16 protein-coding genes and 2 pseudogenes are annotated in these 19,532 nt (G+C 40.3%); 7 read left to right on the forward strand and 11 right to left on the reverse strand.

Annotated features, from left to right (window positions below):
- Window positions 1-85 precede the first annotated feature (85 nt).
- From BN3282_RS13845 to BN3282_RS13855, 3 genes are all read right to left on the reverse strand, one after another.
- Window positions 86-1,216: an aldo/keto reductase gene (locus BN3282_RS13845; RefSeq protein ID WP_059070531.1), complete on the reverse strand. Its 1,131-nt coding sequence runs from the start codon at window positions 1,214-1,216 to the stop codon at window positions 86-88.
- 81 nt (window positions 1,217-1,297) lie between these two features.
- The gene (locus BN3282_RS13850; RefSeq protein WP_059070062.1) at window positions 1,298-1,882 is read right to left on the reverse strand and encodes a DNA-3-methyladenine glycosylase I; all 585 of its coding nucleotides are present in this window, start codon (window positions 1,880-1,882) and stop codon (window positions 1,298-1,300) included.
- 25 nt (window positions 1,883-1,907) lie between these two features.
- Window positions 1,908-2,438, reverse strand: a complete 531-nt coding sequence (locus tag BN3282_RS13855) for a methylated-DNA--[protein]-cysteine S-methyltransferase (RefSeq protein WP_059070064.1) — start codon at window positions 2,436-2,438, stop codon at window positions 1,908-1,910.
- Window positions 2,439-2,585: 147 nt separating this feature from the next.
- Here BN3282_RS13855 and BN3282_RS13860 point away from each other — a divergent pair, with 147 nt between their 5' ends.
- Both BN3282_RS13860 and BN3282_RS13865 read left to right on the forward strand, forming a co-directional pair.
- Window positions 2,586-4,439: a right-handed parallel beta-helix repeat-containing protein gene (locus tag BN3282_RS13860; RefSeq protein ID WP_059070066.1), complete on the forward strand. Its 1,854-nt coding sequence runs from the start codon at window positions 2,586-2,588 to the stop codon at window positions 4,437-4,439.
- A 267-nt stretch (window positions 4,440-4,706) separates the two neighbouring features.
- Complete coding sequence (locus BN3282_RS13865) at window positions 4,707-6,866, forward strand: hypothetical protein (protein WP_059070068.1); 2,160 nt, start codon at window positions 4,707-4,709, stop codon at window positions 6,864-6,866.
- A gap of 227 nt (window positions 6,867-7,093) precedes the next feature.
- On the opposite strand, the gene rlmD is transcribed toward BN3282_RS13865, so the two are convergent.
- From rlmD to BN3282_RS13880, 3 genes and pseudogenes are all read right to left on the reverse strand, one after another.
- Window positions 7,094-8,461, reverse strand: coding sequence for a 23S rRNA (uracil(1939)-C(5))-methyltransferase RlmD (gene rlmD, locus BN3282_RS13870; protein WP_059070069.1), 1,368 nt, complete (start codon window positions 8,459-8,461; stop codon window positions 7,094-7,096).
- Window positions 8,462-8,596: 135 nt separating this feature from the next.
- Window positions 8,597-8,836 (reverse strand): hypothetical protein, encoded by a 240-nt coding sequence (locus BN3282_RS13875; protein WP_059070071.1) that lies wholly within the window; start codon window positions 8,834-8,836, stop codon window positions 8,597-8,599.
- 108 nt (window positions 8,837-8,944) lie between these two features.
- Window positions 8,945-9,331, reverse strand: a pseudogene (locus tag BN3282_RS13880) (ATP-dependent DNA helicase PcrA); the annotation flags it as partial.
- A 157-nt stretch (window positions 9,332-9,488) separates the two neighbouring features.
- Here BN3282_RS13880 and BN3282_RS13885 point away from each other — a divergent pair.
- A complete protein-coding gene (locus tag BN3282_RS13885; protein ID WP_059067773.1) occupies window positions 9,489-11,225 on the forward strand; it encodes an IS1634 family transposase in 1,737 nt (578 codons plus the stop codon).
- Between the two features lie 164 nt (window positions 11,226-11,389).
- Here BN3282_RS13885 and pcrA read toward each other — a convergent pair whose 3' ends face one another.
- Complete coding sequence (gene pcrA, locus BN3282_RS13890) at window positions 11,390-13,648, reverse strand: DNA helicase PcrA (RefSeq protein ID WP_059070075.1); 2,259 nt, start codon at window positions 13,646-13,648, stop codon at window positions 11,390-11,392.
- Window positions 13,649-13,781: 133 nt separating this feature from the next.
- On the opposite strand from pcrA, the gene BN3282_RS13895 reads away from it, so the two are divergent.
- Window positions 13,782-15,146: an MATE family efflux transporter gene (locus BN3282_RS13895; RefSeq protein WP_059070077.1), complete on the forward strand. Its 1,365-nt coding sequence runs from the start codon at window positions 13,782-13,784 to the stop codon at window positions 15,144-15,146.
- A 53-nt stretch (window positions 15,147-15,199) separates the two neighbouring features.
- Entirely contained in the window at window positions 15,200-15,802 is a 603-nt protein-coding gene (locus BN3282_RS13900) for a DUF1836 domain-containing protein (protein ID WP_059070079.1), read from the forward strand.
- 82 nt (window positions 15,803-15,884) lie between these two features.
- Here the strand turns inward: BN3282_RS13900 and BN3282_RS13905 are convergent, their stop codons facing one another.
- Window positions 15,885-16,172 (reverse strand): YerC/YecD family TrpR-related protein, encoded by a 288-nt coding sequence (locus tag BN3282_RS13905; RefSeq protein WP_059070081.1) that lies wholly within the window; start codon window positions 16,170-16,172, stop codon window positions 15,885-15,887.
- 104 nt (window positions 16,173-16,276) lie between these two features.
- Window positions 16,277-16,990 carry a phosphatase gene (locus tag BN3282_RS13910; RefSeq protein WP_059070083.1) on the reverse strand — a complete coding sequence of 238 codons (714 nt, stop codon included), beginning with the start codon at window positions 16,988-16,990 and terminating at the stop codon, window positions 16,277-16,279.
- A 130-nt stretch (window positions 16,991-17,120) separates the two neighbouring features.
- Between BN3282_RS13910 and BN3282_RS14795 the strand changes: the two genes are divergently transcribed.
- Both BN3282_RS14795 and BN3282_RS13920 read left to right on the forward strand, forming a co-directional pair.
- Window positions 17,121-17,312, forward strand: a complete 192-nt coding sequence (locus BN3282_RS14795) for a hypothetical protein (RefSeq protein WP_082667553.1) — start codon at window positions 17,121-17,123, stop codon at window positions 17,310-17,312.
- Window positions 17,313-17,539: 227 nt separating this feature from the next.
- The gene (locus BN3282_RS13920) at window positions 17,540-18,703 is read left to right on the forward strand and encodes a hypothetical protein (protein WP_059070087.1); all 1,164 of its coding nucleotides are present in this window, start codon (window positions 17,540-17,542) and stop codon (window positions 18,701-18,703) included.
- 52 nt (window positions 18,704-18,755) lie between these two features.
- Here BN3282_RS13920 and BN3282_RS13925 read toward each other — a convergent pair whose 3' ends face one another.
- Both BN3282_RS13925 and BN3282_RS14800 read right to left on the reverse strand, forming a co-directional pair.
- Window positions 18,756-19,010, reverse strand: a complete 255-nt coding sequence (locus tag BN3282_RS13925) for a hypothetical protein (RefSeq protein ID WP_154821490.1) — start codon at window positions 19,008-19,010, stop codon at window positions 18,756-18,758.
- 250 nt (window positions 19,011-19,260) lie between these two features.
- A pseudogene (locus tag BN3282_RS14800) lies at window positions 19,261-19,502 on the reverse strand (helix-turn-helix domain-containing protein); the annotation flags it as partial.
- Between the last annotated feature and the right edge of the window lie 30 nt (window positions 19,503-19,532).

Below are 19,532 nucleotides of genomic sequence, written 5' to 3' on the forward strand. Positions count from 1 at the left end.
TGTTAGCATAAAGAAAAATATGTACCCGACGGGTACAGTATCTAAATAGACAGGGTTTTCCAATGGAAAGCCCTGTCTATGTTTTTTATCCTTCCAGGACAGATGCTGCCTTTTTTAGTTCCTCCCGGATAGCAATGTGCTGCGGACAGACCTTCTCACATTTTCCACACTCTATACAGGCAGACGCTTTTGCCCAGCCGTGACCATCCGTGTTCCACTGATATTTATTTCGTGCGCCGGTCAGATCTCCGTACATACTGTAGATATTATATGCCTGGAATGAACCGTAGATAGCAATATGCTGCGGGCAGCCTTTCATGCAGTATGCGCATGCTGTACAAGGCACTTTTGGAAATGCGTTAAAAGTTTCTCTCGCCTTCTCTACTGTCTTTTGTTCTTCTGCGGTCAGTGGTTTAAATTCCTTCATATAAGACACGTTATCTTCCATCTGTTCCATATCAGACATGCCGGACAATACCGTGATCACGCCATCTAATGAAGCCGCAAACCGAATCGCCCACGAAGAAGGAGATGCGTCCGGATCCGCCTGGTACAAGACTTCTTTGACTTCTTTCGGAGGATTGGCAAGGGTTCCTCCCTTCACCGGTTCCATAATGATGATTGGCTTGTTATGTTTTCTTGCTACCTCATAACACTTGCGGGACTCGATCGTCGGATCTTCCCAGTCTGCATAGTTGATCTGCAGCTGTACAAATTCCATTTCTGGATGTGCCGTAAGTATTTCATCCAAAACATCTGCTTTGTCGTGCATAGAAAAACCAAGATGCCGAATCAGCCCTTCTTTTTTCTTCTCTGCCAAAAATGTCCAGATATCATAGTCATCAAAGAAATGTGTTCTTTGTTCTCCTAAATTATGTAACAAATAAAAATCAAAATATCCTGCTCCTGTACGTTCTAAAGATGTATAGAACATCTGCTCTGCTTCTTCCCTATTTTTTGCCCCTGCCCACGCAGGAAGTTTTGTCGCAAGCATGAATCTTTCCCTTGGATACCGATCTACCAGTGCTTTTTTGATTACGCGTTCGGATTCTCCGTCCTGATACCCATAAGCGGTATCAAAATACACAAACCCTTCCTCTAAAAACCTGTCCACCATGGCTTTCGTCTGCTCGACATCGATCGCATTTTCTTTCACAGGAAGCCGCATAAGCCCAAATCCCAATTTCGGAATTTTTTCTCCAAGATACTGTTCCATATATTCCACTCCTTCTCTCTTTTCTTCTTTCATTATAAACATCTGCGCAAACACCTTGTCAATCTTTTTTATTGTATTTTCTCAGCCGTTTTTATTGCGCCCTCTCTCTTTTCCGCACTCCAAAAAACAGCCTTTTTCATGAGAATATATGATGCCTATCGCCTGCATATATGCATAAATGATCGTACTGCCCACAAACTTCATTCCCCGCCGTTTTAGATCCGCAGATACTATATCAGACAGTGGTGATTTTGTTTTCCCTATCTCGTAGATAATGTTTCCATCCGTCCAATGCCATATATAGTCAGAAAAGCTTCCACATTCTTTCTGTATCTGCCGGAAAATCTTTGCATTCTGTACGGCAGCCTGTATTTTCAGCCGATTTCGGATGATCGCAGGATTTTCTTTTAAGGCGGTTATTTTTTCTTCACCATAGGAACAGACCGCCGCCAGATCAAAATCGTCAAATGCCTTGCGGAATGCTTCTCTTTTATTTAGCACACATTCCCAGGAAAGCCCCGCCTGAAAAGATTCCAATACCAACATTTCAAACAATCTTTGGTCATCATATACCGGAATGCCCCATTCTTCATCATGATATTGTATATATTTTTCATTCTTCGGATTTGCCCACTGACATCTGTTCTTTCCATCTTTCCAGTCCATTGTACATAGTCTCCTTTTGGACATATTATTTTTTCTTTGGCACATACAGATTTGTCAGATCTGCGCCTTCCAGTTTTAACAGGCTGACTTTTGTGTTTATGCCGCCTGCATATCCTGTCAGACTCCCATCGCTTCCTACGACGCGGTGACAGGGGATAATGATAGACAAGGGATTACGCCCTACTGCGCCTCCGACTGCCTGCCCAGACATCGAATGTCTTTTCATCTGTTCTGCTACTTTTGACGCAAGCATTCCATATGTCGTCACCTCACCATAAGGTATCTCACATAAAAGTTTCCACACTCTCTGCTGAAATATACTTCCCTTCAGACACAGAGGAAGTGTGTCCGGCCTCGGTCTTTCCCCGGCAAAATATCGCTCCAGCCATTCTTTTGCTGCCATAAATACGGGCAGATCTCCTTTTTCAGATACGGCTCCTCCCAGTGTACTGCCAAAATACTTTTGTCCCTCTATCCACAGTCCGATCAGATATTGCCCGTCACTTCCTAAGGTAAGCCTGCCGACCGGTGAAGGATGCGTTGTAAAAAACTCCATAACCTGACACTCCTTTTCTATAGTTTATCAAAATCCCATAAAAATTCATAGACGAATATTTCAGCAGATGATGACTTTTTTAGTAGATAGGATTTTTTATTTATGCTATTATAAAAGCGTATAACTTAAAAAGTAAGGGGGATCATTATGACAAAAAAACGAGTATGGGCCGCGGCCCTGACTGTCTTAGCCGCGATAAGCCTTTTTCCTGTTACATCTTTTGCAGCACCGCAGAATGTCGCGGAAGTTGAAGGAATCGGATATGAAACACTGCAGAAGGCGATAGAGGCAGCACCGGAGGGCAGTACTGTCACACTTCTTTCGGATGTCACAGAAAATGTAAATTTTAATAAAAACATCACTGTGGACGGAGCCGGCAAGTATACAGTCGCAGGTCTGTCTTCTGTAAGCGCGGGCACGCTGCAAAATCTTACACTCAAGCCAAACGATACAGACGCAAAGGGCAGACTGCTGACACTAGGCAACGCCGGCGCAAATACTTCTATTGCCTTAGAAAATATCACCGTCCACTATTCTGTAACAAAACGGGACACAGGCAGCGCTATGACTGTAAGCGGAAACAAGGCAGCCATCAAGATCGATCAATGTCATTTTATCAACACCCCGAACAATCAGGGTGCCGTAGAGAATGCGCTTGAATGGTCCTATGGTCTGTATATCAACGGACAGGATGACAGCGGAAGTATTCTGTTTACAAACAGTGAATTCAGCGGTGCATTCAGAACAATGCTTCCAAATGTAAGCGGCAATTTCATTATTGAAAATTGTACATTTACAAACAGTGTTTATACTGTATTAAACGGACCTACAGGCGGTGCCGGAGCTACGTCCACCTCTATTACAACTTCTGCTTCCGCAAATAACCAGATCCAAGTCCGCAGCAATTACTTTGATAATGCAGGCTCTATTTACTTGCAGACCCAAGCCGACTTCACCGGCAATACGATTAAAAATGATGTATTTGAGCACTATATCCAGGCGGGAGGCCGTATCGGAGAACCTGTAGACTTCAAAAGCAACACCTTTGAATTAGGCAGCAACCATCTGCTTATTTATGATGTCGCAGCGGCTCCTGTCATACTCCCTGCCGGCCAGGTTGCCGTAAACGGCTGGGTATGGATGGATACTCCTGAAGACATAAAACCTGCTGATTACAACGACTATACATATATGTACAACGAAGATGAGACGATCACCTTCATGCCCCAGTCTTCTGTGGCGCTGGCACAATTCTTCGGGCAGGCAGGAAGCGGAAATATACAGGTAGATGATCAGGATACCGTTCTCATTGATAAAGATCTGACGCTGGATCAGATCGTCATTGAAAAAGGGAAAAATATTATCTTTCAAATAGCAGAAGACGCCATACTGGAAGTTACAGGAAATTGGGATATTAAAGGCAGTGTTACAGTTGAGGGAAATGGAAAGCTTAAAATAAATGACCAGGGAAAAGTCACGATCAGTCCGGATGCAGCATTAGAAGTCACTCCTGATACCAAATTAGAAAATAACGGTGAATTTTCTAACAGCGGAGAACTGACGATTCCAGACAGTATGACAGGAAACGGTACTATCACAGGTTCAGGTACTGTTGAAAAACTGCATACTGTCAAACATGTCTCTGCCACTGCACCTACATGTGACAAAGACGGAAATATCGAATACTGGTACTGTGCAGTTTGTAATAAATACTATACAGACGCAGCTCTCACACAAGAATGCACAAAAGAAGGCACCATACAAAAAGCGCTTGGACATACATATAAAAATGGAAAGTGCACAGTATGTGGAAAAAAGGATTTAAATTATAAGCCTGCCAATCCTGATTCATCTCTGACAGACAATAAAAAGGATCCTGCAGCTGCTGATTCCGGCATACCACAGACAGGTGACAACATAAATGGGGAACTTATGCTGGTCCTGCTGCTTGCAGCGGCGTTCTCTTTCTTTGGTATAGCTGCCTATAAAAAAATACAGTAAAATACTTTCTTGAAAGTATATGGGAATATAAGCAGAACTGCCAGGCAGGACAAGTTTGATCGGTCCAGCCTAGCAGTTCTGTTTCTATAGATTTCAAAATAAAAATTTATTGAAAACGCGTCAACTTTACGCTAAGATATACTTGCATTATTACATTCCAAAAAAACAAAAATTACATAAAAGCAGAAAATGTACTTTGTTCATCATATTGTAGGCGTGATGTAACTTTTGGGATTAAATAAACTTTTTTAGAAGGGAAAAGAGTCAATGAAAACAAAGAAAAAATTTTTACATATTCTATTGGCGATTTGCATAGCGTTTACATTTATTCCAATAACAGCTTTCGCCAGCAGTTCAACATCTTGTGATGGCGGTGTTAACTGTAACCATGGAGCCAAAATAGGCAATACTCACTACGACACTTTAGAAGAAGCAATTTCCGCTGCAGTGTCAGGCGACACTATTGTAATGTTAAAAGATTATGATTATCCTACACTTGGAACCGATCTTCTTAACATTACTGTTTCATGTACATTAGATGGAGCAGGTCACGCTATTAACGGATATGGCAAAAGAGGCAGCAATAACACAAGCTTGGCCATAAACAACGGAAGCGCAACTGATATAGATGTTACACTGAAAGATCTTACCATTAATAATAGTTCTGATTTGGGCAGACCTATTGAAACAAGAGGTCACATAAATAGTTTTGCCTTAGATAGATGTAAGATAAACGCGACAGGTAATGGGAATAACCAGGCTATAACTATAGGTGGCAGTCAATCGACGGCAGCTAAGTTAACCGTTACTGATACAAGTATTGCGGCAGGTCCAGCAGGATATCCAATGCTTACTTTCAATCCTATTGACCTTACAATGAACGGAGGAAACTTAAGCGGCTATTGCGGAATCTATTTTAAAGGAGAATCTTCCTCTGCAGGTTCAAGAGGAAGCGTAGCTAATATTTGTAGAACTACTTATTATTGTCCTAACGTACATAGTGCCGAAGGCAGTAATGATTTCGGAATATTTGCAATTGAGGATGATGGTATAACAATTAATTTGACTGATTGCAACCTCAATGGGCAAGAGCAAAACACTGCGAAACAAGTAATATTTCAATTAAATAGTTATGCTAAACGCCAGGAACAATTGGTGAAAGCTGCCATTTCGGGTAATTCAGTAGTAACCGGAACGATATTAGATAATGGCTGGAATAGAGAAAATCTCTTTGACTTGGAAATATCTAAAGGGCAGTTCAGCGAACAAAGCGTATCGCAATATACTCAAAATCCTCTGATTCAATTTAATGACCCGTTGGGAAATAACTACTTTATTGGAAATGCTGCAGAGATAAATGTTTTTGTTTCAGAAAATAGCATCAAAGATATAACCGTACTTAAAGGTAATGAAATCACAGTACCTAAGGGCATACATGTAAAGAATGCAGCAGGAAATGATATTACTGTAAATGGAGAGCAGGTTATTAAAAATAACCAAACTGCTCACATCCATGATTTTGTGCTAAAAAATACCAATGCAAAGTATCTTGCGCAAGAGGCTACTTGTACGCAGCCTGCAGAATATTATTATTCCTGTGATTGCGGGGCTGCAGGAACAAAGACATTTACAAGCGGAAATGTTGCCAGCCATACTTTTGAAAACGGAAAATGCACCGTATGCGGTACTCTTACAGCCGAAGTTGAAGATATACCGTCAATTGATACTTCAAAACCTTACGAATCTATTCAAGTAGGCGTTGATAAAACAAATACTGAAAAACTTGAACAGGAGGTTGCGTCTGTAGCGGATGCTATTATCAATGATATCCCGACTGCTGCTGTAAGCAAGAAGACAGCAGAAAAAGTAAAAAAAGCTATAGAAAACGGAACTGTAGTTCACATTGAAGTAAACTTTGATAACACCATTTCTGTAACAGAAAATATAAAAGACCTTACAAACAATATACTAAAGAAAGATGAAACAATTGGAACATATTTTGATCTTTCCATATTATTAAAAGCAAATGATGAAGAACTTGGTACTCTTACAAAGCTTTCAAAGTCTATGACATTCCATGTGTCTATACCAGCTGATTTGATCAAAGAAGGAAGAAACTATTTCATTGTCCGTGTCCACGATGAAGTCGCAGAGAGACTTAATACAGTATGGAACAATGATGGAACTCTGTCATTTGAAACAGATAGATTCTCTACTTATGCATTAGCATATTCCGATTCGAAAGATGTACAGCCAGGAGATTCCAATGTTCAGGGAGGTCAGGACAATACTGATCCATCTAAAGGCAGTTCTCCTCAGACTGGGGACAACAGCAATATTACACTTTGGATTGCGGCTATACTGGCTGCCTGTGCAGTGCTGATTGGTACAGCTGTTTTCATATGGAAGAAAAAACACAGCAGATAATTCATTTAAAATCCTTAAAAATTTTAGATATATACCCTCTTTACCGGACAGTAAGGAGGGTATTTTTATGCGCCAAAACTTGTAAATGGATCTCCACATAGAACCATGAGTCAACCGAAGGATACAATAAGAAAATAAATATTCTAAAACGCACATCGTATGCTCTGTTTACCTGTGTGCGTGAAACCCATATATCACGCAAATTACTTAAAAGCAACAAATTGCTGCTATTTTTTCTTCTGAAGGAGTGCAATACTTTCCACATGCACGGTTTGACAGAATTGATCTACTGCCGCACACTTCACCACCTCATATCCTTTTGCCTGTATCAGCTCCAGATCCCTTGCCAGACTGGTCACCTTACAGGAGATATATACGATTTTATCCACACCGTACTCTAATATTTTAGGCAATGCCTTAGGATGGATCCCATCTCTTGGCGGATCTAATACAATGACGTCCGGTTTTTCTTCGATTTCATCCAGCACCTTAAACACATCACCTGCTATGAATCGACAGTTAGAAAGTCCGTTATGTGCCGCGTTTTCCCGTGCCGCTTTTACCGCTTCCTCTACGATCTCCACCCCTATGACCTGCTTTGCCACAGGCGCCAGAAGCTGTGCGATCGTTCCCGTCCCACTGAACAGATCGAACACGGTCATATTCTGAATATCCCCTATATATTCCCGCACCGTACTGTATAGGACTTCTGCGCCCCGTGAATTAGGCTGAAAGAAGGAGAACGGCGTCACTTTAAATTCCAGATCCAGCAGTTTTTCGTAAAAGTAATCCTGTCCATAAAGGATCCTTGTCTCATCACTTTGCACAACATCTGACAGAGAATCATTTATAATATGCAGGATCCCTACGATCCTTCCCTTAAGCTTTAATTGCAAAAGCCTTTCAGCAAGAGGCTGCAGATCTGGTTCTTCCTGGGATGTTGTTACCAGATTTACCAGAATCTCCTGCGTGTACTCTCCCCTTCGTAAAAGAAGATGTCGCAAATAGCCTATATGCTGCATTTTTTTATAATAGCTCGTCTTCTTTTCCTGAAAATATTGCAGAACACATGTCAGGATCTTTGTCATATCGTCATGCACTAATTTACAGTCTGCGGCAGTCAATACATCATATGTGCTTCCCTTTTTATGCAGCCCCAAAGAAAGCGGTCCATCCTTATATTCATCTCCAAAAGAAAATTCCATCTTATTACGATAAGCAAATTCTTTAGGAGACGGCTTTATCCCTTCAAAATGGCAGTCTCCTTTTACAGCTTCGTCCAGAATCTCTTTTACCTGTTCTGCTTTCATTTTCAACTGCCCGTCATAAGACATTGTCTGGTACATGCAGCCTCCACAGTCCGGGAAAATACTGCAAACCGGTTTTCTCGTCTCCAACTCTGACTTCTGGAGCACTTCCAAAAGCCGTCCTTCCGGATTTCCTTTTTTGAATTTATTGATACAAAATTTAATTTTCTGCCCCGGTATTCCATTTTTTACGATCACTTTTTTTTCTTCTCCCAAAGCGGAGACGATCCCCTTGTTTGGGAATTCTACTTTTTCAATTATTCCTTCTAATATCTGCCCTTTTTTCATGTTCCTGCCATTTCCTTTTTTGTCTTTTTTTATCTGTTACATTTGTCATCCGACAGCCTCTGAGCGTAAAACAGGCAGGGTGCAGCGCTTGACCACATCCTGCCTATCTTTTCTTTGTGCTTATATCGTAAGCAATTATACCTGATCTTCCTCACTGAAATAGTCGTCAAAATCATCATCGAAATCATCTTCAAAATCTTCCAGATAATCCGGTGTAAAGAAACGATATACTGCAAAAGCGATCGCCGCTACCGCTGCCACTGCTCCAATGATCGCGAGTACCCAGATCACCGTATTCTTATGTTTCTCTGATTCATTCTTATGCAATAAATCGCTTAATTTTGTCTCTGCTAACAATTCTTCTACCTTGCTCATACTGTCCACGTCCTTTCCCCTGTCTTGCCGACAATGGTTTACTTTCTGTTATTATAACACTATCATTTTCAGATTACTACTAATTTATGCCAAAATCTCAATTATATTTTATTCTATTTTTACCAGTTTTGCAAAAGAAGCAAACATCTTCTTTCTTCCTGCAGTATCGAATTCTACTGTCACTTCATAATCCCGTCCGCCTTCTGTAATATCCTCCACAACACCGGCGCCAAACTTGATATGCTGCACACGATCGCCAATCTTATAGTCCAGACCTTTTTCCTTCGAGACTGCAAATTGTTGGGCTCCCTTCATGACAGAAAACGGCTGTGCCTTAAAGTTTTTTTTGGCATGAAAATAGGGATTGGACGCAGTAAAATCTTGTTTTATTTCTTCTTTTCCTGCCGTTTTTTTGGTAAATACTTCCCCGCTGTCCAGAAGTTCCAGCGGTATTTCTTTTAAAAAACGGGACATTCTGTTATACTGCGTCTCTCCGTGTCGGGAGTTTGACACATCATTTTTATAACTTTCCTTAGAAACCCTTTATTTAAGCCATTTAAGGCTTATTTTTTTGTCAAATTTTATGATTTTATACGTGCTATTTTGTACTATTTGTGGTATAATAAAGAAAAAGGGTTGGAGGAATTATCAGATGTACGTTTCTATTACCGGAAATAAAGGAAATCAAGATGTTTATATCAAACAATCTTATCGAAAAGATAACGGAAAAACCTCTTCTCGTATTTATAAAAAACTGGGAAAATATAATGCTCTTTTAGAACACTTTTCAGGCAATGAACAAGATTTAATGGACTGGGCAAAAAAGGAAGCCGAAAAAGAAACTCTTGCTTATAATCAACAAAAAGAAAAAGTCTCTCTATCCTTATCGCCACTTGCTCGCATTCCTCTCGATGAAGAACGCGTATTTAATATCGGATATTTATTTTTACAGAAGATATGCAGCGAACTAAGAATGCATAACATTTGCAGAAACATACGTAATCACCATAAGTTTGCCTATGATTTCCACGCAATCCTCACAGATTTGATTTATGCAAGAATACTGGCTCCTTCCAGTAAACTCAGCAGTTATAAGTACTGTCATTCTTTATTAGAACCTCCAAAGTATTCCCTCCAGGATCTTTATCGTGCTTTATCCGTTCTTGCTGAGGAGTCTGACTTTATTCAGGAGGAATTGTACAAGAATTCTAACTTTGTCCATCCACGTAATTCTAAGATTTTATATTATGATTGCACGAACTATTATTTCGAAATTGAAGCGGAAGATGGCATGAAAAAATACGGAAAAAGTAAAGAGCATCGTCCAAATCCAATCGTAACCATGGGGCTTTTTATGGATGCAGATGGTATTCCTTTGGCATTTGATATATTTCCTGGAAATCAAAACGAGCAGCTTACACTAAAACCAATCGAACAGAAAGTAATCAAAGATTTTAATTGCAGTGAATTTATCTTTTGTTCAGATGCTGGTTTAGCCGGAAAAAAGAATCGTTTTCTGAACAGTTTTGGTAACCGTTCTTATGTAATCACTTATTCTTTGAAAAAAATGAAAAAAGAAGAACGTGATTTCGCACTCCTGCCAACTCAATTTAAGGTTCCGGGTTCCAACAAACTAATCGACCTGCGGACGCTTGATGAATCAGATCCAGAGGTATACAACACTATTTATTATAAAGAATATCCCCTTGTAACAGGCGATATGGATGAAACAGTCATTATTACCTATTCTCCTAAATATAAAGCTTATCAAAGTAAGATTCGTAATGCTCAGATCGATCGAGCAAAAAAAAGGATACTGTCTTCTGATAAAAACAGAAAAGGAAAGGGGCCAAATGATCCGACTCGTTTCATCCAAAAAACAGCGATTACAGACGATGGCGAAATAGCTCAAAAAAATATTTATCAATTAGATGAATCTAAGATCCTAGAAGAATCTATGTATGATGGTTTTTATGCAGTTATTACAAATCTCGAGGGAGATGTCAGGGAAATCATTCATATCAACAAACAACGATGGGAAATAGAAGAAAACTTCAGAATCATGAAGTCAGAGTTCGAGGCAAGGCCTGTGTTTGTCAGACGTGAGGATCGTATCAAAGCACATTTCCTGACTTGTTTCATCAGCTTATTGGTTTATCGATTATTAGAAAAGAAACTTGGCGAACAGTTTACCTGTAATCAGATTTTAGAGACATTAAGAAATATGAATGTTACACTTTTATCCAAAGACAGTGGTTACATTCCATCTTATAAACGGACAAAGTTAACAGACAATCTACATAACTCTTTTGGATTCCGTACGGATTACGAATTCATGCGTAAATCTACAATGAGGACAATTATAAAAGAAACAAAAGCGAAAAAATAGTATAAACAGAAAAATAGCACATATCGATGCAAACAAGGAAACGGCTACACCCACATGTTTACTGGGTTTGTAGCCGCTTTTTCATTTTTTAACTGTCAAAGATGGGATTATAACACTATCATTTTCAGATTACTACTAATTTATGCCAAAATCTCAATTATATTTTATTCTATTTTTACCAGTTTTGCAAAAGAAGCAAACATCTTCTTTCTTCCTGCAGTATCGAATTCTACTGTCACTTCATAATCCCGTCCGCCTTCTGTAATATCCTCCACAACACCGGCGCCAAACTTGATATGCTGCACACGATCGCCAATCTTATAGTCCAGACCTTTTTCCTTCGAGACTGCAAATTGTTGGGCTCCCTTCATGACAGAAAACGGCTGTGCCTTAAAGTTTTTTTTGGCATGAAAATAGGGATTGGACGCAGTAAAATCTTGTTTTATTTCTTCTTTTCCTGCCGTTTTTTTGGTAAATACTTCCCCGCTGTCCAGAAGTTCCAGCGGTATTTCTTTTAAAAAACGGGACATTCTGTTATACTGCGTCTCTCCGTGTACCATTCTCATTCTGGCACAGCTTACAGTCAGCTTTTGTTCCGCCCGTGTCATCCCTACATAACACAGTCTCCGTTCTTCTTCCAATTCTTCCGGCTCTCCAGAACTAATCGTCATATATCCGGGGAACAATCCATCCTCCATGCCTGCCATATAGACATTCGGAAATTCCAGACCTTTTGCGCTATGCAAGGTCATCAATACTACGTACTCCTGGTCTTCATCCAAACTGTCAATATCCGCCACCAAAGCGACCTCCTCCAGAAAACCACTCAGGGATGCCTTCTCCTCTATATCTTCACAGCTTTCTTCATAAGCAGCAACCTTACTTAAGAGTTCCTCAATATTTTCTTTCCTGTCATGCGCCTCATCTTCACTCTTGGCCTCTGCTTCCAAACTCTCCATATAGCCTGTTTTTTCTAAAACCTCCTGTATCAGATCGGATATGCTCTCCGTCTGTGCCCGCCCCTTGAAGTATTCGATAAGCGCCACAAAAGAATCCAATTTTGCCGCCCCTCTGGCAATATTCGGTATCAGATCTAGGCCCTGTAAAGCTTCATAAAATCCGATTCCTCTCTCTGCAGCAGATTCCTGGACCCGATTGATCGTCGTCAATCCGATCCCTCTTTTCGGCACATTGATGATACGCCGTACTGCCAGATCGTCCTGCCCATTATCAATCGTTTTTAAATAGGCAAGCAGATCTTTAATTTCCCGGCGGGCATAGAAATTGATACCGCCTACAATCTTATACGGGATATTTGCCGCTACAAAACGTTCTTCAAAAAGACGAGACTGTGCATTTGTCCTGTATAGGATCGCATGATCATTATAGGCGCCCCCTTCCCGGATATTCTTCTCAATATCCTCTGCGATAAAATCCGCCTCGTCATACGCCGTATCAAACTGACGCAGTGCAATTTTGGCGCCGTCGCCATTTTCAGTCCACAAAGTCTTTTCTTTTCTGCCGCAGTTGTTTTTAATGACCGCGTTCGCCGCATTTAAGATATTCCCTGTAGAACGATAATTCTGCTCCAGTTTGATCACCTTCGTATCCGGGAATTCCTGTTCAAAGTTCAGAATGTTTTTGATGTTGGCACCTCTGAATTTATAAATCGACTGATCGTCGTCGCCTACTACGCACAAATTCTTGTATTTCTGCGCCAGAAGACTCACCAATTTAAACTGTACTGTATTTGTATCCTGGTATTCATCTACCATTATGTAACGGAACCGTTCCTGATAATACGCCAACACATCCGGCTGTGTCTGAAAAAGCTGCACTGTCTTTACAAGCAGATCGTCAAAATCCAGCGCATTGTTAGCTCTGAGCTGTTTCTCATACTCCCGATAAACCTTCGCGATCTTCTGCCGTCCAAAGTCTCCCCCTGCGTTCAGTTCAAATTCTTCCGGAGAGATCAATTCATTTTTTGCAGAAGAAACCGTTCCCAAAAGCGCTCTTTCCTTGTACACTTTAGTATCTATATCTGCCAGTTTACAAACTTCCTTCATCAATGTCTTCTGATCATCTGTATCATATATCGTAAACTTTGTATCATAACCGAGACGGTCGATGTAACGCCGTAAAATCCTGACACACATGGAATGAAAAGTGCTGACCCATATGCTCTCAGAACCGAAACCGACCAACTGGTCCACACGTTCTCTCATCTCTCCCGCAGCCTTGTTTGTAAAAGTGATCGCCAGGATGTTCCATGGATTTATTCCTTTTTCTTCGATCAGATACGCAATCCTGTGCGTCAATACCCGCGTCTTGCCAGAACCTGCCCCTGCCAATATCAGAAGTGGTCCTTCTGTATGGAAGACCGCCTCTCTCTGAGGGGTATTTAAACTATCATATATACTCATACTTCTCTCCTTTCAAGTATTATCATTATCGAACACACATTCCCGATTGTCAACCACATATTATGATAAAATGTTTAAATTGAAAACCTAGTATAGTTGAGATAAAATACTGTATGAGAAAGGAGACCTTGATATGGCAGCAGTGAATATGACAAACGGCACCCCCGTCAAACAACTCTTTTTTTATGCAGTTCCTCTTATACTAGGGAATTTCTTTCAGCTTGCTTATAATGCCGCTGATGCCGTCATTGCCGGCCGATTTATCGGAAAAGAAGCGCTCGCGGCGACAGGAACGGCAAGTCCTGTCATGAATATACTGATCCTTGGCATCTCCGGTCTGTGTATCGGCGCCGGTGTCATTATGAGTTCATACTTTGGAGCCGGACGTATCCGGGAATTGAAGGATGAATTGGCAACCGCTCTTTTATTTGGATGTATCAGTACCGTTGTCATTGCCTTTGCCGGCTCTGTCTTTATCTTCCCACTGCTTAAGGTGCTCCGTGTTCCGGACACACTCCTTTCTTCTACTGCGCTCTATCTGCGCATCATCTTTTTGGGGGCACCTTTTACATATTTTTACAATACACTCTCTGCCGCTTTAAAAAGTATAGGAGATGCAAAGACACCTTTAAAATTTCTTCTTTTTTCTTCCCTATTGAATATTGTCCTAGATCTTCTTTTTATTGGCCTGCTCGGTTACGGGATTACATGTTCTGCCGTCACAACAGTGGCTGCGCAGATTTTATCCGCCCTTCTGTGCGCACAATATATTTACCGGAAGATTCCTCTTCTCCAATTAAAATTTTCTGATTTAAGACTCCATAAGTCTTTGTTAAAAACAACCTTGAGATATGGCTCCGTCACCGCCCTGCAGCAAGCCTGCCAGCCCATAGGAAAGCTTCTCATCCAGGGCTGTGTCAATACATTAGGAATAGACGTTATAGCTGCCTACAATGCAGTCACAAGAATTGATGATTTTGCCTTTACACCTCAGCAAAGCATTGCCCAAGGGATTACGACGTTCACTGCGCAAAATCAGGGAGCAAAGAAGCCGGACAGGATCATCCGCGGCTTTTGCAGCGGGCTAAAACTGGAATTCTTTTACTGGATACTCATCTGTGCGTGTACACTACTCTTGCACGAACCTCTTCTGCGTCTGTTTACAGATAAAGTACAGCCACAAAATATCGTTCACCTTGGCAGCCAATATCTGTCTGTCATGGCCTTTTTCTACCTGCTTCCTTCCTTCACAAACGGTATCCAAGGGTTCTTCCGCGGAATCGGAAACATGAGAATCACACTGATTTCTACCTTCATCCAGACTTCACTGCGCGTTATTTTCACCTTTCTGTTCGTCCCCCGCTCCGGGATACACGGAATCCCCTTTGCCTGCGCAGTTGGCTGGACTTTCATGCTCCTCTATGAAATTCCTTGCTATTTAAGCGCCAGAAAACGACTCTTATCTCCTACTCTTAACCCTCATAATCTTAATAAATAAAAACTTGTCATCTGGTTTCGATTACTATATAATGAATATATCGAGGTGATTATATGACAATAAATACGAATGATATGCTCAACAGCATTTTAGAAAGTCTTTCCCGCATTGACTATATTCATCCGGGAGACATTCCGAATATTGACCTGTACATGGATCAAGTGACTACTTTTATGGACAGCCAGCTTGCTTCTACAAAACGCTATGAAGATGATAAGATTCTTACAAAAACAATGATCAACAATTATGCCAAAAATAATCTTCTTCCTCCTCCCGTGAAAAAGAAATATTCCAAAGAGCATGTGCTTATTTTGATCTATATCTATTATTTTAAGAATATACTGTCTATAAAAGATATCGAAGCACTTCTAAAACCCCTCACAGAAAAATATTTTAACGGGAATGGAAGTACGGACATGACTTCGTTGTATGAAGAAATCTGTCAAATGGAAAAAAACCGGATCGATTCTTTGCAGGAAACAGTCAAAGCTGCCCATGAACAGGCACAGACAGCATTTACAGATATACCAGAAGAAGACCGGGAATATCTCCAACTCTTCACATTTATCTGCAATCTCAGCTTTGACGTATATGTAAAAAAACAGCTTATCGAAAAATTGATTGATGGACTAAACAACACACAGCAGGAGAGGTAACACATATGCCCTGCCCCTATTTTATGTATTATTAAAAAAGACACTGTTTCTCCGTTTAGGACAACAGTGTCTTTTTATCTTTTTATTTATTAATTCTCTCGAAGACCATATCATACCCGTCATTTCCATAGTTCAAAGAACGGTTTACCCTGCTGATAGTGGCGGTAGAGGCGCCTGTCTTTTCCGCTATCTCCAAATAAGTTTTCTGCTCTCTTAACATTTTCGCCACTTCAAACCGCTGCGAAAGTGAAAGCAATTCATTGATCGTACAAATATCTTCAAAAAAAGTATAACATTCTTCTTTATTTTCCAAACTTAAAATCGCCTGAAACAGATAATCTACCGCTTCTGTTCTTATCTTCTTACTCATAATACATGCTCTCCTTTAATAGTCCAATGACTACCTTACATTTTAGCACACTAAACTTTTAAAGTCTACCTTTTTATACTGTTTTATAAAGATTTGTAAAAGATTTAAAAACTCAAAAACTTTTTCAACAATTCCAAATCTGTTGTAGCAACCAATTCCATCGGAAAATCACAGTAAGCAAGTACTTCTTTTACATAGGTAAAGTTTCCGGCATCTGCATCTACATGAGCATCACTTCCTGCTGTCACAAATACCTCATACTGCTTACACAATTCCAGCATAGTCAGCATATTTTCTCTGGCATTTTGTCTGAAACTCTGTGGCCTTAACGAGGAATTATTTAATTCCAGCAAAGTTCCCGTTCTTTTTGCTGCCTTTACAAGTTCCTCATAATTCACCGGAAATCTACCATCATCCGGATGACCGATGATATGGATATATGGATTTTCCATTGCTTTTATATATGCTTTTGTATTTTCTCTCTCCGTACGGCTCTTTCCGTAACAAGGCGGATGAATACTGGCAATAACAATGTCCAGGTCACGCAGAGTCTCTTCAGGCAGATCTACCCTACCTTCTGTATCCATAATATTTAATTCCGCTCCAAAGAGCATCTGCACGCCTTCCATTGTCCTTGGCACGCAATCCAGATTATCAAAATAAAATTTTCCGCAAGTCCCCGGCATTTCCGGTGCGTGTTCCGTCAAGGCCATTACCTTAAGTTCCTTTTTTGCAGCAGCTGCCGCCATCTCCCGGATGGTACTGTAAGCATGTCCACTCATCAACGAATGAGCGTGTGTGTCCGCAAGTATATTCATTATTCTCCTCCTGTTTAATACATAAAATTTTTTTATTTCCAATATTTATCCCGCTTTTATCGCTATTATATCATATTTTTTCCAGAATACAATTTTATAGATCGGGCACAATATCTATGAGGTGATGATCATGCTAAATAAAAAACAAAACGAAAAGATAATCGATGACTATGATTATCTTTCCAACGCAGCCTCTTCTATGGATTGTACGGGACTGATCCCCTCTCTTGCAAAATCGGAAGATGAACTGGAATCCTACAATGACGTATACCAGTTCACTCCGCCCGTTATACCACAAAAAAACAAAGACTCCCTGCCCTAATACTACCGCCTCCTTCCTCCATTCCTCTCCTTCATTTGGAGCGCCGCAGTGATTTCTGTAAAAGAAACCCACGCGGCGTCTCCTTTTTTCTTATATTTTACATTTTTCGGCAGAATTCGAGGATATGTTGCATTTTTCCATTGTTCTTACTAATGCAAAATGTTATAATAGAAGCGTTGTAAATTAATCCTTTGGATTGTCTACGAAGAGAGGAGTACAATTTAACTATGAAATGTCCAATATGCCAAAAAGAAGTAGAAATACAGAAAAAACAAGTTGGCGTCAATGAAAATAATGACCCCATCTTTAACGAATATGCCATATGCCGTAATTGCAAAAAACAGTGGAATCTAGACAAGCAGCGTGCCAAAAAGGCTGCTAAAAAGGCCGCGGGTACAAAGGAACAGCCGCTAAAACCAGGCGTTCAAAATCAAACTGCTAATGTAGAAAGGCAAAAACAGACCGCAGATCACAAACCTGCGAATCTGAATACACAAAAAAGCACCGCAAAGAAAAACGGAAACTCAAGTGCAAATACTGCTGTTTCTCCTGAGAAAACAACAGAACTCAAAAAAGTTTCCGCTGAAAGAGCCCAAGCAAAGAAGACCGGCAGACCCACAGCTGCAGGTACACAAGTCAAAACACGATCGCCTAAACAGGCACCTGCAGACAAACCTGTAAAACGTACAGGTCAGGGACAACCGGCAAAACATACAAGAAGTACTGCTCCTGCTGAAGAACAAAAATATGCGAATATTCCGCCCGAGAGAATTCGTACCAAAAGAGAAACCGCTGTTAAAAAAGGATACGAAGACATGCTCGCTACAGATCCCGGACGGCGTCCTGTAAAGAAAAGACGGACTGCTCCGTCAGAAAATACCACCTATAAAAACTCGGCAAAATCTGCACCGGCCGCACGCAGGAAACCGGAACCTCCTGTTGTGGAAGAAGATATGTATGAGGAGGAAACCCCAAGATTCAGAAGTGTAAAAATTATATTTGGCGTTCTTTCTTTGATCGGATTTGCTTTCTTTACATATAAAGCTTTTACAACCGGATTGACCGACGTCACCGCCGGAAATGAAAGCAGTGCCGGAACAATATATATTATACTTGCTCTTTGTCTGCTTTTATCCGGCATCTTATTATTCATTCTTCAGAAAAAGAATACATTCTGTGCCTTTCTGTTTCCGGCAGTATTTTGTATTGGAGGTGCTGTGTTTGCATTTTTGAAAAGAAACACTGACTCCATGCTTCTTTACTGCGCGGTGGGATGTGCTGTATTTGCTGTTATATTCATTATCCTTACTATTGCTTCTCTTGGTTCCGGAGATAGCTATGACGAGGAAGACTATGACGACCCTTTTGAAGATGATTATGATAATTATTAGACCAAGTCAAAAAAACTTCCCACAGACTACAATCTGCGGGAAGTTTTTTCGTCTATTGTATTTCTTTCAATGCTCTTTCATAATCATCTTTGTGTACATAGATTTTATATTCATAAGAATACTTTTGCTGGATTCCCATACTTCCATACCTTCCTCTATTGCCTCCGCCCAGCCATTCTGAACTCTGAAGATTTTTTGTCCCTACTGTGTAGGCAATACCGGCTCCGCTCAATTTATCCCTAATATCTGACTGTCGTTTCATATCCATAGTAGCGATTAAGAATCTGCGATTAAAAATCGTTATCATACTCTTACCCCCCCTATCTCTTGTGACTTTACTTAAAAACTTTACCTTTAACAATGTTTTGCCGCTCATTCTGTTCCTCTTTCATTTTTATATACTAAGTATACTATATCCCTTTAATCATAAGCAACTCTCTATAGTAAGACAAAAACCTTTCTTTGAGGCTTAAAAAATATCAACTTTTTCCATATCTTCTTATAAGTTCTTGAATTGCCGATATATCCTTGTTTTTCAAGGTTTATCGGCTTTTTTCATTACGAATACTCTTTAATGCGTCCGTAGTAGGAAAGCGGACACGAAAGTAATCAATAAGAATAGCGGTTCTTGCGGATTGAAACGCTCAATCTGTTTTTCTATCGTTTGCTTTAATTTAGCAGAGGGAACAGTAATGCCATTCTCTATCTGATTTAAATGAGTACAACTGATACCACAAGCAATAGCAAGTCTTCTTTGTGTTACTCCGTATTCTTCACGATTTTGTCTTAATTCTTCTATTTCTTATTTGAAATCAACTGTCGCTCCTAT

This window comes from Mediterraneibacter massiliensis, from assembly GCF_001487105.1.
GTDB classification, from domain to species: domain Bacteria; phylum Bacillota; class Clostridia; order Lachnospirales; family Lachnospiraceae; genus Mediterraneibacter; species Mediterraneibacter massiliensis.